The 16,881-nt window shown below is 72.0% G+C and carries 14 protein-coding genes; 11 read left to right on the forward strand and 3 right to left on the reverse strand.

What is annotated here, in order from left to right; translation table 11 throughout:
• The first annotated feature begins 50 nt into the window (after positions 1–50).
• The gene (locus ACIP8W_RS26175; RefSeq protein ID WP_401956548.1) at positions 51–1,499 is read left to right on the forward strand and encodes a serine hydrolase domain-containing protein; all 1,449 of its coding nucleotides are present in this window, start codon (positions 51–53) and stop codon (positions 1,497–1,499) included.
• A gap of 49 nt (positions 1,500–1,548) precedes the next feature.
• Here ACIP8W_RS26175 and ACIP8W_RS26180 read toward each other — a convergent pair whose 3' ends face one another.
• Positions 1,549–2,517, reverse strand: a complete 969-nt coding sequence (locus ACIP8W_RS26180; protein WP_401956550.1) for a polysaccharide lyase family 1 protein — start codon at positions 2,515–2,517, stop codon at positions 1,549–1,551.
• 148 nt (positions 2,518–2,665) lie between these two features.
• Between ACIP8W_RS26180 and ACIP8W_RS26185 the strand changes: the two genes are divergently transcribed.
• The 10 genes from ACIP8W_RS26185 (at position 2,666) to ACIP8W_RS26230 (ending at position 15,289) form a co-directional block, all read left to right on the forward strand.
• Positions 2,666–2,893, forward strand: a complete 228-nt coding sequence (locus ACIP8W_RS26185) for a hypothetical protein (protein ID WP_401956552.1) — start codon at positions 2,666–2,668, stop codon at positions 2,891–2,893.
• Between the two features lie 71 nt (positions 2,894–2,964).
• Positions 2,965–3,177 (forward strand): hypothetical protein, encoded by a 213-nt coding sequence (locus ACIP8W_RS26190; RefSeq protein WP_401956553.1) that lies wholly within the window; start codon positions 2,965–2,967, stop codon positions 3,175–3,177.
• 606 nt (positions 3,178–3,783) lie between these two features.
• Positions 3,784–8,103 carry a DEAD/DEAH box helicase gene (locus ACIP8W_RS26195; RefSeq protein WP_402204866.1) on the forward strand — a complete coding sequence of 1,440 codons (4,320 nt, stop codon included), beginning with the start codon at positions 3,784–3,786 and terminating at the stop codon, positions 8,101–8,103.
• Positions 8,100–8,909 carry a hypothetical protein gene (locus tag ACIP8W_RS26200; protein ID WP_402204868.1) on the forward strand — a complete coding sequence of 270 codons (810 nt, stop codon included), beginning with the start codon at positions 8,100–8,102 and terminating at the stop codon, positions 8,907–8,909. The genes ACIP8W_RS26195 and ACIP8W_RS26200 overlap by 4 nt, the downstream gene beginning before the upstream one ends.
• A 7-nt stretch (positions 8,910–8,916) precedes the next feature.
• Positions 8,917–9,627, forward strand: coding sequence for a ribonuclease H (locus ACIP8W_RS26205; RefSeq protein WP_401956562.1), 711 nt, complete (start codon positions 8,917–8,919; stop codon positions 9,625–9,627).
• Between the two features lie 289 nt (positions 9,628–9,916).
• A complete protein-coding gene (locus ACIP8W_RS26210; protein WP_401956564.1) occupies positions 9,917–11,479 on the forward strand; it encodes an amino acid adenylation domain-containing protein in 1,563 nt (520 codons plus the stop codon).
• Complete coding sequence (locus tag ACIP8W_RS26215) at positions 11,476–12,816, forward strand: hypothetical protein (RefSeq protein ID WP_401956567.1); 1,341 nt, start codon at positions 11,476–11,478, stop codon at positions 12,814–12,816. Before ACIP8W_RS26210 ends, ACIP8W_RS26215 begins: the two co-directional genes overlap by 4 nt.
• Positions 12,817–12,931: 115 nt before the next feature.
• Positions 12,932–13,711, forward strand: a complete 780-nt coding sequence (locus ACIP8W_RS26220) for an enoyl-CoA hydratase-related protein (protein ID WP_401956570.1) — start codon at positions 12,932–12,934, stop codon at positions 13,709–13,711.
• Between the two features lie 340 nt (positions 13,712–14,051).
• Positions 14,052–14,708, forward strand: coding sequence for a DUF5701 family protein (locus ACIP8W_RS26225; protein WP_402151917.1), 657 nt, complete (start codon positions 14,052–14,054; stop codon positions 14,706–14,708).
• A gap of 137 nt (positions 14,709–14,845) precedes the next feature.
• Positions 14,846–15,289, forward strand: a complete 444-nt coding sequence (locus tag ACIP8W_RS26230) for a hypothetical protein (protein WP_402204871.1) — start codon at positions 14,846–14,848, stop codon at positions 15,287–15,289.
• A 178-nt stretch (positions 15,290–15,467) separates the two neighbouring features.
• On the opposite strand, the gene rbsD is transcribed toward ACIP8W_RS26230, so the two are convergent.
• Positions 15,468–15,854: a D-ribose pyranase gene (gene rbsD, locus ACIP8W_RS26235; protein WP_402151920.1), complete on the reverse strand. Its 387-nt coding sequence runs from the start codon at positions 15,852–15,854 to the stop codon at positions 15,468–15,470.
• Positions 15,851–16,834, reverse strand: coding sequence for a ribokinase (locus tag ACIP8W_RS26240; RefSeq protein ID WP_401956579.1), 984 nt, complete (start codon positions 16,832–16,834; stop codon positions 15,851–15,853). Before ACIP8W_RS26240 ends, rbsD begins: the two co-directional genes overlap by 4 nt.
• Positions 16,835–16,881 lie beyond the last annotated feature (47 nt).

Consider the following 16,881-nt stretch of genomic DNA (forward strand, 5'->3'; position numbering starts at 1 on the left):
TAGGCGGTGGCCCCTTTCCCGGGCCACCGTCGCTTCAGGAGGTTCCGCCAGTGAGTACGCGTCCGCTGCCCGTTTCCACCCCCGCCGCCCAGGGCGTCGACGCGCGCGGTGTCCAGGCATTCCTCGACGCGATCGAGGGACGGCCCGGCATCGAGCCGCACAGCCTGATGATCCTGCGCCACGGCCACCTCGTGGCCTCCGGCTGGTGGGCGCCCTACACCGAGGACCGGGTCCATCTCCTCTACTCGCTGAGCAAGAGCTTCACCTCCACGGCCGCCGGATTCGCCGTCGCCGAGGGTCTGTTGGACCTGGACGCCCCCGTCGTCTCGTACTTCCCGGAGTTCGACGCCGACATCACCGACCCCGGCAGCCGCGCCATGCGGGTGCGCCATGTCGCGGCCATGGCCAGCGGCCATCTCGCCGAGACCCATGACCAGGCGCGCGCCCTCGACCGGACGGAGCTGGTCCGGGGCTTTCTGCTGCTCCCGCCGGACCGGGAGCCCGGCACCGTCTTCGCGTACAACCAGCCCGCCACCTACGCGCTCGCCGCGATCGTCCAGCGGCTGACCGGACAGTCGCTGACGGAGTATCTGCGGCCCCGGCTGTTCGAGCCGCTGGGCATCGGGGAGACCGTCTGGCTGCGGGACCGGGCCGGCCGCGAGCTGGGTTTCAGCGGACTGCACGCCACCACCGACGCCATCGCCCGGCTCGGTCAGCTCTATCTGGACAACGGAGTGTGGGAGGGGGAGCGGCTGCTCCCGGAGAGCTGGGTGGCCGAGGCGACCCGCTCGCACATCACGACCTCGGACAGCACGCTCGGTGGCGGGCCCGACTGGCGGCAGGGGTACGGGTTCCAGTTCTGGCGCTCCCGGCACGGCTACCGGGGCGACGGGGTGTACGGACAGTTCTGTCTGGTGCTGCCCGAGTACGACGCGGTGATCGCGACGACCGGGGCGGCCGAGGACATGCAGGCCGTGCTGGAGGCGGTGTGGGAGCATCTGCTGCCCGCGTTCGGCGCCGCGCCGGTCGAGGGCGCGGAGGCCGAGGACGAGGCGCTGCGGCGGCGGCTCTCCGCGGTGGCGCTGGCGCCGGTGCCCGAGAAGCCCGTACCGCTCGCGGACCCCGCCGCCTGGACGGACGTGGAGTTCACCCGGCGGAGCGGTTCCGGTACGGACCAGCCGACGCTGACCGGGGTCACGGTGGCCCCGGACGGCGGCGGCTGGACTCTGTCCCTGGCCGAGGACGGGACCCGGCTCGGGCTGCGGTTCGACGGGACGGCGCCGGGGTGGACGGTCGACGCGGAGCCGGACACGGAGGTCCCCGTGGCGGTGAGCGGCGGATGGACCGACCAGAACACACTGCACGTCGAGGTGGCGTTCCTGGAGACACCCCACCGGCTGGTGGTGGTCTGCTCGCTCGACGACCGTACGTTCACGGCGCGCTGGCACACGTTCCCACTGCACCAGTCGGTGCTGCGCTCCTACCGCGCGCCCCGCTGACCCGGTTCCGCCGCCGCCTTCGGACCGGCGGCGGCGGCCCCGGCGCGGCTCAGATCTTCCCGGCACCCGCTCCCGAGGTCACCGACGCGATCACGGACGACGCGGGCTCGGCCGTGTAGCTGTAGGGCGGTGAGGTGAAGGTGCCCGGCTGTGAGATCTCGGTGGCGGCGCCCCCGAGGTCGTTCCCGCGCAGCACCGCGTAACCGTCCGTCTTGCTGCTGCGGTTGGTGGTCACCGCGACCTTCGTGTCACGGAAGACATTGTTCTCGACCAGCATCTGCGCGCCCATCCGGGAGTGGCAGGCGGTCTCGGCCCCCTGGACGTAGTTGTCGTAGAAGTGGCCGGTGCCGAAGCGCAGACTGGGGAGGCGCGAGTAGACGTTGCTGAACGAGTTGTGGTGGTACGTCACCCGCAGGCGCCCGGTGTCCTCGGAGGCGTTGTTGTCGCTGTGGCCGACGAGCGAGCCCTTGAAGTGGTCCTTGAAGGTGTTCCAGGACACCGTGACGGAGTCGGACGCGTGATTGATGTCCAGCAGCCCGTCGTAGTAGTCCTTGTCATGATCGCGGTCGGCCGAGAAGGAGTTGTGGTCGATCCATATCCGCGTGGACTTCTGCACGGTGATCCCGTCGGAGGGCGCGACGGGCTTGCTGATGTTGAGATTGCGTACGACGACATTGGTCGCCTCCTTGATCCGCAGCCCGCCGCCGGTGAAGCCCGACCCCGAACCCACGCCCAGCACCGTGGTGTTGGAGCCGATGTCGACCTGGCCGCTGAGTGTGATCAGCCCGGAGACCCGGACCACCTTCGCGGTGCCACCGCTCACCGCGGAGGTGAACGCGGCGAGGGTGGAGACCGTGACCGGCGCCGCGCCGCCCCCGCCGGTCGTGCCCGCGCCGAAGCCGATGGGGGAGGTCTCGGCGGCGACGGCGGTCTGCTGGGGTATCGCCCCGAGGGCGACCATGGCGGCGGTCGCGGTGAGCAGGGCCGCCGTACGGCGCCGGCTGATGAGCGTACGCATGCGGGTGTGTCCCTTCGAGGGGAAGCGGGGGGTCCCGGTGCGCGCTCCCGCGTCCCACCGGGTTCACCTGCCTGTCGCCGGCGGCGCCGATAAGGTTGCCGCCACCCGCCTCGAAGTCGTGGAAGGCTCCCGCCGCACCTTGCTCGCCATGGCCTTCGCGGTCCCGATGATGCTGCTCGCGACCTCCGGCAACACCTTCGCCCTGACGCTCGGCATGGTCCTCGGGCTCCATGTCGGGTGCTCGGCCTGTTCTCGTTGCAGCGTCACCCTGGCGGAGATGTCCGGCGCCCGTACCCGCTTCACCCAGCTCGCCCCGGCCAAGGAGATCGGCGGGATCTTCGCCACCGCCAGGGGCCCGTCCTCGCGGCGCCCCTGACCGCCGTCACCGGCAGCCGGCGGCCCATCGCGGCGATGCTCGTCGTCTACTCGTGCATCACCTTGATCTCCGTGATCCTCGCTCCCACGGCCCTCGGGGACCTGGTCACCCGGGAGACCACCTGGATGGGCTCGTACCGCGTCGTCGAGGAGATCGACGACGCGCTCCTGACGATGCGCTACGGCCTCGACGCCACCCCCGGTCATCAGCCCCCTTCGCTCTCGACCGGGCGGCCGAGGCGCTGGCCGACGCGGCCGACCCCGCGAGCGCCAGCCGCAAGGTGATGCTGCGGCTCGGCTGACACCCCGGGACACGAGGCCGTTCCGGGCGTTTCTCTCTGCGGCCCGTGCGTGTCCCGCGTACGGAAATCGGCCATCACGGTTGGTGACCGTTGGGTTCGCCCGGGAGAGGGGCGACGGCAGGGCGGAGCGTGCTCACCGCTTCCTTTCCGGGATTCCGGGAGCGCTGCCGATCAGTGGGATGCCGGCCTGGGGACGAGATCCTTCGTACACCCTGGATATTTCGCGGAATGTTTTCCGTACGCGTGACGCATCGGGAAATGGGGCGCCTCGGCGTGGGCCGGGAATGCGTCGGTGGAGGCGGCGGACGGACATCGCGTGAATTTGCCGAGGGGTCCGTCCGCTACATGGACCGGACCGAATCCGCTCGATCGCGAGTTGTTCGGATATGCCCGCGTCGGCCTCGTGAGACATCATTCCCGCCGCGTGTGAATCGGCCATATTCCGGCAGTCGGGAGCTGTTGACCGGCGGCCGGAACCCCTACGTCCGGTCCGATGATGTTCGAACGTTCGGTCGAAGTATCGTTTTCTGTCTCCTTTCACTCCCGGAGCGAGGAAGAATGGCGTCGCAATGTCTTTTCGGGAGGGGTGTTGACGGCACAGCAATACGGGCGGGACGCCACCACGGATCGGACGGCGGCACACCCCGGCCGGGGCGACACCGGCGTACTGACCGCGGAGCGGCGGACCCTGGCCGGCCTCGAAGGCCACGCGTGGAGCGAGCACCTGAAGTCCGCGTGCGTCCACGGCCGGCTCTCCCGCGCGCTGGGCGACGAGACGGTCCGGCGGACGCGGGCCGGGCTCATGTCGCTGCGGGATCTGCGGATGGCGCTGCTGGTCGCGGGCGACCACGGCGTGTGGTCACCGGTCCGGGACGCGGTGATGCGAGAGCTGTCCCGCGGCGCGGAGTCGGTACGGGGCGTGCTGCTCCTGCACTGCCAGCTGGAGATGTGGCCGTCCCCGGCCTTCACCGACATCGCCGCCACCGACGCCCACGACGGCGCCGAGGACACGTGCGAGGCGCGGGTGGGCGTCGGGCTGCCGGGGTACGGGATCACCGGCCCGGCCCGCCGGGGCACGGACCGGCAGAGCGCCCGCGACCGGGCGATGACCAGCCTGCTGGCCAGGATGGCGGGCGTCCCCGACCCGCTCGACGGCTCCGCAGGCCGGCCCGCCGTGCCCGGTCCGCGCGCCCCCGGGCGGCCGGGACTGGGCGTGGAGGCGTTCGAGTTCCTCCTCGACGAACGGATCACCGCCGACGCCCCGGGCCCCACCCTGCTGCGGGAGTTGCTCACCCGCGCGGAACACGGCCAGTTCCAGCACCGCCATATGTACGCGCTGCTGTTCACCACCCGTGGCGGCGGCTGGCAGCGGGCCCGCGTCGCGATGCTCGACGTCGTCGCGCAGCGCTCGGGCTACGCCGGATCCGTGCTCGCCATGTACGCCAAGGAACTCGACCGGCCGGGACCGTCCCTGGAGGAGACCGTCCACCAGGGGCCGGAACCCGTCCACGAGATCAGCGCCTGGTTCGACCCGGGCGACGGCCCGGTGCGCGGGGCGCCGCGCAGGGCGCGCGGTCGCAAGTCGGCCGAGCACCGCGCGGTCGTCAGCCTGCTCGCCGCGCTGGCGGGGCTGCCCGAACCCGAGGTACGTCTGCCCGACACACCCGATCCGGTGAAGAAGCCCCAGGTGACGGCCAAACAGCTCCCGATCGCGCTCCGGCCGAAGGGCGAGCGGACCAACGCGCTGATGCATCTCAACCAGCTGAAGCTGGACCGGATCATCACCAAGCCCGAGTGGGAGTTCGAGCCCACGGGGACCCCGAAGGCCCCCGCATTCCTCTGCGTCGGCCACTGCCACCTCCGGGGCGGCGCCGTACGGTCCACCGGACGGGGCCGCTCGAAGGCCGACGCCCGCATGGCCGCGGGCGCCGCCCTGCTGGAGCTGGTGCGCGCCCGCATGGATCCGGCGGACACCCCCGCCGCCGAGGACCCCTCGCCCGCACCGGCTCCGGGGGTACGGGCGGCGGCGGCCGGGGCGCTGCGGGACGGCTGCGCGCTGACCCTGACGACAGATCCGGCGGGCGGGCGGGTGGAGCTCCTGCTCTACCGGCCGGACGGCGGCGCGATGCCCGCCGCAGCCCTGCCCCCGCCCATGGCGCGGTCCGTCCGCGAGTTGGCCCTGGCCGGGGACGGCGGCGGTACGGGCGTACGCCGCGCGTCCGTGACGGGATGGTCCCTGCCCCTGCCGGCCGCGCTCGGTACGCTGCTCGCCCTCACCCGGCAGCGGACGGCGCCCCACCCGTCCGCGACCGCCTGGGCCGCCGCCGCCCGGCTCGGCCTGCGCATGGTCTCCGCCCGGCTCGTCCACCCCGCCCTCGGCGACGACGGCCGGGGCACCTGGCGCCCGGGGCCCTTCACCGGCCGGGACCGGGAGATCAGGGACCACCTCGCCGGGGCGATGCCACCGCATGCCCACTGCCAGCTGCTGCCCGCGGGCCGGGACGCCACGCCGGGCTCCGGGCCGGGCTCCGTGTCGTACTCCGGTACGGACGAACCGCGCATCCCCACCGTAGAACACGCGCTCGACGCCTTTCTGAACGCCTTGACCGAGGACCTGCTCCACACTCCGGGCGCGCCCGCGCTCTTCGGCGGCCACCCGTTCACCGCGCCGGGCCACACACCGCATCCGGGGCTGCGGCAGTGGGCGGACGCCCTTGAGGACCACCTCGACCCGGGGCCACCCCCACGCCTCGTACTGAACGTCGAGCCGCCCACCGACGCGGACGCGACCGCCGGACGGCTGCGCGTCACGCTGCTGATGAGCCCCGACCACGGTGAGACCGAGCCGGTCCCCGCGCGCGACCTGTGGTCCGGGGGCCACCCCGGCGCGGACACACCCGCGACCTGCCGCCGAGCCCGGCGGCTGCTGCGCCGTGCCGCCGTCGTCTGGGCGCCCGCCGAGCGCCTCGCCGCCCGGCCCTACCCCGTGGAAACACCGCTGACCGTCACCGAAGCGGTCCAGCTCCACACCGCAGGGCGCGACGGACTCGCCGGTGTGGAGGTCCGCTGGCCCCCCGGGATGACCGACGCACTCACCACCGGCACCGTCGTCGGCGCCCGGTCCGCGCCCGCGGGGGCCCGCCTCGGCCTGGCGCAGCTCCTCGACTTCCGCTGGCAACTTGCCCTGAACGGACAGGTGTTGACCGACGCGGAGATGGATGCCCTGGCCGAGGCGGCCCGCCCGCTGGTCAGGCTGCGGGGGACCTGGGTCCTGGTCGACCCCGCGACCGCCCGCCGCGCCGCCCACCGCGACCTGGACCCGCTGAACGGTATCGAGGCCCTCGGCGCCGCCCTGTCGGGCAGCGTCAGCGTCCGGGGCACCACCTACGTGTGCACACCGGCCGGCGCGTTCGCCGAACTGGTCACCACCCTGCGCACCGACACCGCCGACGACGGCCTCCTGCCCGTCCCGGACGGCCTGTCCGCACGGCTGCGGAGCTACCAGCACCGGGGGCTGACCTGGCTGGCACGCCTCCTCGCGCTCGGCTACGGCGGCTGCCTGGCCGACGACATGGGCCTTGGCAAGACCCTCACCGCGATCTCCCTGATCCTGCACCGCCGGGAGACCGGCGCGACCCGCCCCACCCTGGTCATCGCCCGCGCCTCCCTCGTCACCAACTGGACCCGTGAGATCGGGCGCTTCGCCCCGGGTACCCCGGTCCTGGCCTTCCACGGGCCGGGCCGCGACCTGGCCGCGCTCACCCCCACGACGATCGTCGTCACGACGTACGGCATCCTCCAGCGCGACGCCGACGTGCTCGCCGCGACCGCCTGGGACCTGGTCGTGGCCGACGAGGCGCAGAGTGTGAAGAACCCGGCGACCGCCGCCGCCCGTCGGCTGCGCGAACTGACCTGCGACGCCCGGCTGGCGATGACCGGCACACCGGTCGAGAACCGCCTCGACGAACTGTGGGCGATCATGGACTGGGTCAACCCGGGCCTTCTCGGCACCCGGAGTGCCTTCCGGGACCGCTACGGCCGCGCCGCCGAGCGCGACACCGGCGGCGCGGCCGCCCGCCAACTGGGCCGCCTGGTCAGCCCGTTCCTGCTGCGCCGGCTCAAGAGCGACCCGGGCATCGCACCCGAGCTGCCCGACAAGGTCCACTCCCAGCGGATCGTCCAGCTCACCCGGGAGCAGGCCGCCCTCTACGAGGCCGCGGTCCGTGAGACCCTGCACACCATCCAGCACACCACGGGCATCGCACGGCACGGCCTGGTCGTACGGCTGCTCACCACCCTGCGGCAGATCTGCAACCACCCCGCCCACTACCTGAAGCAGTCCGCTCCCGAACTCCCCGCGGAAGCACCGAAGTTCGCCGCCCGCTCCGCCAAACTCACCGCGCTGGACGAGCTGCTCGACCAGATCGCCGCGTGCGGCGAATCCGTGCTGGTCTTCACCAGTTACGTCGAGATGGGGCACCTGCTGCGCGCCCATCTCACCGCCCGGGGGCCGGCACCGGACTTCCTGCACGGCCAGACCCCGATCGGAGCGCGACAGACGATGGTCGACGACTTCCAGGCGGGCCGCACCCGGGTGCTGATCCTGTCCGTCAAGGCGGCCGGTGTCGGCCTCAACCTCACCGCCGCCGGCCATGTGATCCACTACGACCAGCAGTGGAACCCGGCCGTCGAGGACCAGGCCACCGACCGCGCCCACCGCATCGGCCAGCGCCGGACGGTCACGGTCCACCGGCTCATCAGCGAGGCCACCCTCGAAGACCGTATCGCCGCCCTCCTCGCCCATAAACGCGCCCTCACCGAAGCGGTCCTCACCAGCGGCGAGAACGCCCTCGCCGACCTCGACGACGAGGAGCTGCGCCGGCTCGTCACCCTCGGAAGCAGCACATGACCACCCCCACCCCGCCCGGCACGGGCATCCGCGCACATGAGGCATTCGCCCACTGGCGGCCCGACCGCCCGGCTCCGCCCGTGCCGGTGGAAACCGGACCGATCGACACACCGGTACGGGACACACCATCGCCGAACACAGCGTTACCGGGCACGCCGCTGCCGGGCACACCGCCACTGGACACACTCCGGGACGAGCCGCCCGCGCCGGGTCCCGCGCTCCAGGCACTGCGGCTGCTCGCCGAGGACGCAGCCCGCAGGGCCACCGCACTCCTGGCCGGCGCGGAGCAGGACGGCGACTCCCCGTACGACGTCCCGTACGACCTCACCGCCTCGCGCGACCTCGCCGCCCTGCACGACGCCGCCCGTCTGCTGTCCGACCCCGCCTTCCTGCCCCAGCTGGAGGCCGCCGCGACCCGGTTGGGACTCTCCGTGATGGAGCTGCGCCACCTCACCCTGGCCCACGCGTACGGAGGTCCCGCCCAGGTCACCGTCACCGCCAGGACACTGCCCGCCGACCCCCGGGACCTCGCCCACGCCGAGAGCGCCATCCAGCCGCTGCGCCCCGCCCCGCTGGCCACACTCACCGGCGAGGACAACCGGCTCACCGATGCCGCCGCCCGCGTCCAGCTGCGGCTCGGCGCGGGCCGCTGGTACCCGTACATCGACTGGCACGGCACCTGGCGCCCGGTCGCCGGACACTCCGACGACCCCGCCACCGCCTACCGGGCCGCCCGCCGCGCCCTGCGGCAGGGCGACCGCCGAGTGGACCGGGGCGGCCGTTTGGACCGGGGCGGTGCGGGATGATCGGGGGATGACAGATCGCATCATCGCCGCCTGTGACGGAGCGGCGAAGGGAAACCCCGGACCCGCCGGCTGGGCCTGGGTCATCGCCGACGCACAGGAACGCCCCGAACGCTGGGAGGCGGGCCCGCTGGGCACCGCCACCAACAACGTCGGCGAACTCACCGCGCTCCAGCGCCTTTTGGAGGCGGTCACCCCCGGAACCGTCATGCAGGTACGGATGGACTCCCAGTACGCCATGAAGGCGGTGACCCAGTGGCTGCCCGCCTGGAAGCGCAACGGCTGGAAGACCGCGGCGGGCAAGCCCGTCGCCAACCGTGAACTCGTCGAACGGATCGACCGGCTCCTGACCGACCGAGAGGTGACGTTCCGCTACGTTCCGGCACACCGCGAGGACGGGGACCACTTGAACGCCATCGCCGACCAGGCGGCCAGCGACGCGGCCCTCACCCAGCGGCCCGCCGGTACGGCGCTGGGCACCGAGGCCATGCCCGTACCGGCGCCCGTGCGCGCCACACCGTCGCGCACCGCCTCGGGACGGGCGGGCAAGGGCTCCGCCACCGCGACGGCCGCCCGCCGCACAACAAGGTCCATCAAGGCGAAGTTTCCCGGCAGCTGCCCGTGCGGCAAGCCGTACGCGGCAGGCGACATGATCGCCAAACTCGACACACGCTGGGGCCATCCGGAGTGCCGTACCACCCCGGACGGCCCGGCCGCGTAGCCGCCGCACGGTGGGGCCATGTCCGGTGTCTCCGGCGCGGGACATGGCTCTCCCTGAGGTCGTGTCGCCGCAGTGTGCGGTGAAGGTTGCCGGTGCGGCACAACACGGCACATGTGGCTGATTTGACGTCAATTCTTGGCCGAACAAGCCTACTTGAGAGTAGAAGGGCGCGCACTACAGTCGGAATCGAGGCCGAGGGCGACATACCGACGGCCGAAGGACCACAAGGCATTCGAAATACCGGACTACCCATCCGACGCTCGAATACTGCCAGGAGGTCTCCCGTCCCATGCGCCTGGATCACCTCACCCCCCGTGACCGCGAGCTCTTCCAGCGGTTCGGCCAGGGGCCCACCGTGCCCGTCCCCCACCCGCTCGTCCATCTGGCCTTCGAGGAGCGGGCAGCCGCCGCCCCCGACGCCGTGGCCGCCGAACACCAGGGCGCCACCCTCACGTACGCGGAGCTGAACCGCCGCGCCAACCTGCTCGCCGCCCGGCTCATCGACAACGGTGTCAGACCGGGCGACCGCGTCGCACTCTTCGTCCGCCGCTCGATCCCGATGCTGGTGGGCCTGCTCGGCACCCTCAAGGCCGGTGCGGCGTACGTCCCGCAGGACATCGTCCTCACCCCCGCCGCCCAACTGCGCCATGTCATCCGCACGGCCGGTACCCGGATCGTCCTCACCCAGACGCGCTACGCCCACCGGGTGCCACTGCCGTCCGGAACACACCGACTGATCACCCTCGACGAATCCGGCACACCCGGTGACACCGACAGCTCCGACGACACCGGCCACCGGTCGCCCCGCACCGCGGTCCGGCCGGACGACGGCTGCTACGTCCTGTTCACCTCGGGTACCACCGGCGCGCCCAACGGTGTCACCGTCACCCACCGCAATGTGGCCAATATCCTGCTCACCGCGCCGGGCAGCCTCGGGATCGGCCCCGGCCACCGGGTGGCCCAACTCCTTAATATAGCCTTTGACATGGCTGCCTGGGAGATCCTCGGCTGCCTCGGCAACGGCGGCACCCTCGTCATTCGCGGCAAGGACATCGCGGAGACGGCGCGCACCGCAGACGTAGTGATCGCCACCCCCACCGTGCTCGCCGGAATCGACCCGGCCACCTGCACAGGGATCAAAGTGGTGGCCGTCGCCGGGGAGCCGTGCCCACGGCCCCTCGCCGACCTGTGGGCGCGGCACTGTGTTTTCCACAACGCCTGCGGCCCGACCGAAACCACCATCGTCAATACAATGCACCGGCACACTCCGGGCGCCGGGCCACTGACCATCGGCCGCCCAACGCCCAACAACACGGTGTACGTCCTCGACGAGCACCGGCTGCCCGTTCCCATCGGCGAGGTCGGCGAGATGTGGGCGGGCGGCGACTGCGTATCGGCCGGCTACCTCGGCAACGCGGAGCTGACGGCCGAGCGGTACGCCCTCGATCCGTTCCTCGGCGGCGGGCGCCGGATGTTCCGTACGCGGGACCTCGGCCGCTGGACACCGGACGGCGAACTGGAGCATCTGGGCCGGACGGACGACCAGGTCAAGATCCGGGGCTTCCGGGTGGAACCGGACTCCGTCTCGGCCGTCCTGGAATCCGTCCCGGGCTGTACCCGGGCGGTCACACTGCCACGCGACGCGCGCAGCCTCGTCTCCTTCGTCTCCCCCCGGGACGTCGACCCCGAAGCGGCCCGCCGGGCGGTGGCCGAGTCCCTCCCGTACTACTGCGTGCCGTCCGCCGTCGTGCCTCTCGCCGCTCTGCCCGAGACCGACCGGGGCAAGATAGACAAGAGCGCGCTGCTGCGGCTGGCGGCGGTCCACCCGGGCGCGGGGGAGGCGGTCTCATGACGTCCTCCGTCGACGAGGAGAACGCGGAGCGGGCCCGCTGGGCCACCGGACCGGAGCGCCCACACGAAGCCGGGCGGCCCATCCGGGTCGAGGACATCGTTCTGCCTCCACTCCTCCCACGGCTACGGCGGCTGTTCAAACACCCCCGGCTGATGCACTACAACCGGCTCGCCGCACTGGTGGTCCTCGCCAATCTGGCCTTTCTCGCCGGAGGCCCGCACAGCACCCGTACCCTCGGCCACGCCGCGCTCGCCAACCTCGCGCTCGCCGTCCTCGTACGCCAGCAGTACGTCATCAACCTGCTGTTCCGGCTGGCCACCCGGGCCTCTCCCCGCAGACCGCTCAAGCTGCGGTGGACGCTGGCGAAGGTGTACCACTTCGGCGGGCTGCACCTGGGCGGCGCGCTCGCCGGGACGGTGTGGTTCCTCGCGCAGACCGCCGTGCTCACCGCCGAGGGCGGGGACACCGCCACACTCGCCGTCGCCTACGGACTGGTGGCCCTGCTCGCCGGGCTGGTCGCCACCGCCCTGCCGCCCTTCCGCTCGCGCTTCCACGACCGGTTCGAGAAGATCCACCGCTACGGCGGCTGGACGGCGCTGGCGCTCTTCTGGGCGCACACACTGCTCTCGGCCCGGGCCCCGGTGGCCGCCGAACCCGGTGTCTGGGTGCTCGCCCTGGTCACCTTCTCCGTCGCGCTGCCCTGGCTGCGGCTGCGCAAGGTCGATGTACGTGTGGAACGGCCCTCGTCGCATGTGGCGCTGGCCCACTTCGACCACGGGGTGACCCCCTTCGCCGGTTCGTCCACGGCGATCAGCCGCAGCCCGCTCAAGGAGTGGCACTCCTTCGCCAACGTGCCCGCCCCGGGCCGGACCGGCTTTAGGCTCACCATCTCCCGCGCGGGCGACTGGACCGGCGCGTTCATCGACGACGCGCCCTCGCGGGTCTGGGTCAAGGGCATCACGACGGCGGGTGTCGCCAACATCGAGACGCTGTTCAGCAAGGTGGTCTACGTCGCCACCGGCAGTGGCATCGGCCCCTGTCTGCCGCATCTGCTCGCCGCCGAGGTGCCCGCGCGCCTGGTGTGGGCGACCCGCGATCCACGGACCACCTACGGGGACGGACTGGTCGACGAGATCCTCGCGGTCCAGCCGGACGCGCTCATCTGGGACACCTCACGGCACGGCAAGCCCGACATGGTGCGGCTCGCCTACGCCGCCTACCGGGACTTCGGCGCCGAAGCCGTCATCTGCATCTCCAACAAGAAGCTCACCTGGCAGGTCGTACACGGTCTCGAACGCCGTGGCATCCCGGCGTACGGCGCGATCTGGGATTCCTGATCCCCGCGGAACTCCCACCCCCAACTCCTGCCCCCCAACTCCTGAACTCCCAGACTCCTGAGCCTCCAGACTCCTGAGCCTCCAGACTCCTGAACTCCCCGAGGGAGGAACCGGCATGGCCCTGAACCTCAAGATCGAACGGCATGGCCCGGACGGCCGGGTCGTGATCGTACGACTCCACCGGCCCGAGGTGCTCAACGCGCTCAGCAGCGCTCTCCTGGACGAACTCCTCCGCATCCTGCGGCCGTTGGACCGGGACCCGGACACCGCCTGCTTCGTTGTGACGGGATCGAGGAAGGTCTTCGCGGCGGGTGCCGACATCAGGGAGATGGCCACGAGAACGGCCGTCGAGATGGCGGACGAGGACTATTTCTCGGGATGGGAGGAGTTCACCGGCTTCCGTACGCCGAAGATCGCCGCCGTCAACGGCTATGCTCTGGGCGGCGGTTGCGAGCTGGCGATGATGTGCGACTTCGTCATCGCGGGGCAGTCCGCCCTCTTCGGACAGCCGGAGATCAAGCTCGGAGTGATCCCCGGCATCGGCGGCACCCAGCGCCTCACCCGGCTGGTGGGCCGCGCCAAGGCCATGGACCTCGTGCTCACCGGCCGCACCATGGACGCGGCGGAGGCCGAACGGGCCGGGCTCGTTGCCAGGGTGGTGCCCGACGGTCAGGTGCTGGAGGAGGCGGTACGGGCCGCCACCGCCATCGCCTCCTACGGAAGGCCCGCGGTGACGGCGGCCAGGGAGGCGGTCGACCGGGCCCTGGAAACCGGCTTGCGCGACGGGCTCCTCTTCGAACGACGGGTCTTCCACGCGCTGTTCGCGACCGAGGACCAGAGTGAGGGCATGCGCGCGTTCCTGGAGAAGCGGCAACCCCGGTTCACCGGACGCTGAACGTGAACCCGGCCCGCCCACCCGGCGGGCCGGGGTTGTGATCGGCGCGTTTCGGCTCTGCTCCTCGGTACGAGAGGCATGTCCCACGCACCCTGGTAGCGGCGGGGCTGTCTCTCGTAGCGGCGGGGCAGCTCGCGGGCCGGCGTCGGCCCGCGAGCTGTTCGAGCTTCAATGGCCGCTTCCTCTCGTGTGGGCCCGCACGTGTCGTGGTGCGGCCGTGCCGGGAATATTCCGGCGGGTCGCCGCGCTCGAACCACGTCAACGGCTCCACACCCGCAGACCGAGGAGTGCCTTGCCCGATCCACGTCAACGGCTCCACACCCGCAGACCGAGGAGTGCCTTGCCCGATACGTCGTCCACCGCCGCAGTGTTTCCTCTCCCGTCGCTCGCTGCCCAGGCAGATCGCCTGGTCCGGCTTGGAGCGCACGAGCTCGCGGGGATACCCGCGGACGAACTGCGCACCTTCGCCGAGAACGCCGGCTGCGGAGACAGCGACGCCCTGCTCGCCATCCACCCGGACCGCGCCCCCGTCTCCGCCCTCGCACCGCTGCTCCGCCACGACGGCAAGCCCGGCTTCGTCGTCACCGACATGACCGATGTCGACGGCTTCGCCCCGTACGCCGTCGAGCTGCCCGACGCCCCTCTCTACCTCGTCACCGGCCTCGACCGCGGCGACCACCTGGCCAACTGGAGCCCCGACGAGGCACTGCCCGCCCTCACCAAGGAGAGCCGCACCCCGCTACTGCTCACCGAAGGCGTCCACTGGGTGCTCCAGCAGCCGGCGGTCCTTGAGCGCAACCGCTGCTTCATGACCATCGGCTCCAGGCTGCGCAAGGCAAACGGTGCCCTGGACACCCGCACCCCGGCGATCTGGATCAGCAACGGCACGGGGCGGGACGGCCACGATCGACGCAACGCCCCCAAGGTCGGCTGGTGTTGGTGGGGCAACCGCCACACCTGGCTGGGCTTCGCCTCCGCGACGGGCCGAAGGCACTGAGCGGTTTCGGCGATGCGGGCTGTGATTCGTGCGCCCGACCGGCGCGGAACACCGTGGGCGTCCACTGGAGAACGTCCGTTCCTCGAACGTCCGTTGGTGATTTCGGCATCACGGACGCTCGGTTTATGATCTTGCGCATGACTGCGCAAACCCCCGAGAAGAGCCCGTCCCGCAAGCAGAAACTCCAGGAGAAGCAACGGCGCCAACTGGCTGTCGTCGACACCATCGACAAGGCCGAGACCAAGCTGCGCAAGGCTGAGGCGGAGCTGGCCGAGGCCGTGGCGGAAGCGGTCGAGGTCTTCGGGAGCGAAGAGGGCGCCTCCGACGAGCTGGGGCTGTCCGTCGAGACGATCCGCGGCTACCTCAACCTCGTCGAGGGGGGTACGAGCGCTGCCGAGGAGTCCGACGAGGCGGCGGAGAGCGCGGAGACCGCCCCGGCGATGAGCCGACCGAAGGCGGCCAAGGCGAAGGCGAAGCCGGAGGAATCCACGTTCGCCGAGGAAACCACCGGATCCACCGAGTCCACCGAGGGCGCGGAATCGGGAGCCCCCTCGATTTCGCTGGAATCCGTTCTGGCGTAAACGCCCACACGCCCGGCCGTCGCCGAGAAACCACGGGTTGCCCCGGGTCTCTCGGCGACGGCCGGTTCCGTCGGAGGAGTGTCACCCACGTGTGCTGCGGCTGTCGACGCAGCAGGGCGCCGGCATCGACGGCCGCCCAGGCGCTGTCAGCCCTCCCGGCCGGGACGGTGGCCCGGGGTCAGAAGAAGACTCCGCACCGCAGCAGTACGTTCGCGTACGGCCGGGCCTCTCCGGTACGGACGATCAGCCGCGCGTCCGCCGACAGCCTCTTCAGCTCCTCGTGCGAGACGAAGCCGAGGTCCGGGAGCGGTGCCAGCAGCCGCGCCGCCTCCGGGTTCGCCCGCCGTATCTCGTGGGCGGCCGTCGCGCCTTCCACGACCAGCTCCGCCAGCAGCCCGTCCAGCACTTGGGCGAAGGACGGTATCCCGGGCAGGAAGGCCAGATCCACCACGCGCGGTCCGGTGGGGATGGGCATGCCCGCGTCGCAGACCAACACCCCGTCACCATGGCCGAGTTCGGCGAGGGCTCCCGAGAGATGGCGGTTGAGGATTCCCGTTTTCTTCACCGGGACACCTCCCACGCCGACGCGCCGGACGGTTCCCGCGGGGTCATGTCCGTGAGCGCCGCGACCTCCGCCGCCGTCGGGAACGACGCCTGGGCACCCGCGCGGGTGACCGTCACGGCGCCGACCCGCGCGGCGTAGGCGGCCGCCGTGATCAGCTCCTCACCGGCGCCGAGCCGCCAGGCCAGCGCGGCGGTGAACGCGTCACCGGCACCCGTCGTGTCCACGGCCCGCACCGGCATGGACGGTACGAGCGCGGTGGTACGGGCGTCCGCCACCAGCGCTCCGCGCGAGCCCAGGGTGATGACCACCGAGCGCGGGCCCAGCGCGAGCAGTGCCCGCGCCCAGTCGGTGGGTTCGTTCCCCACCGGGGCGCCCCCGGCGCCCTCGGCGTCCGCCGTCGCGCCGAGCACGACCCGCGCCTCGTGCTCGTTGACGATCAGCGGATCGCAGGCCGCGAGGATCTCGGCGGGCAGCGCCACCGGGGGCGAGGGGTTGAGGACGAAGCGCGTGCCGGGCGCCAGCCCCCGTACCACCTCGGTGACCGTCTCCAGCGGGATCTCCAGCTGGGCGGAGACCACGCGCGAGGCCGCCAGCAGCTCCGCCGCGTCCCGTACGTCCTGGGGGGAGAGCCGGGCGTTGGCGCCCGGGGACACCACGATGCTGTTGTCCCCGGACGGGTCGACGGTGATCAGCGCGACCCCGGTGGGCGCCCCGCCGGACCGTACCCCCGCCGTGTCGACACCGGCCGCGCGCTGCGCGTCGAGCAGCAGCCGGCCGTGGTCGTCGTCGCCGACTCGCGCCAGCAGCGCCGTACGGGCGCCGAGACGCGCGGCGGCGGCGGCCTGGTTGGCGCCCTTGCCGCCCGGGTGGACCGACAGGTCGGAACCGAGGACGGTCTCGCCGGGGCGGGGGCGCCGCTCGACGCCGATCACCAGATCGGCGTTGGCCGACCCCACGACCAGCAGGTCGTAGTCGTACATCGCTGTCTCTCTCCGTTTCCTTGGTGGTACGGGCCTGTGGTGCTGTC

This window comes from Streptomyces sp. NPDC088554, assembly GCF_044752945.1.
In the GTDB taxonomy this organism is placed as follows: Bacteria; Actinomycetota; Actinomycetes; order Streptomycetales; family Streptomycetaceae; genus Streptomyces.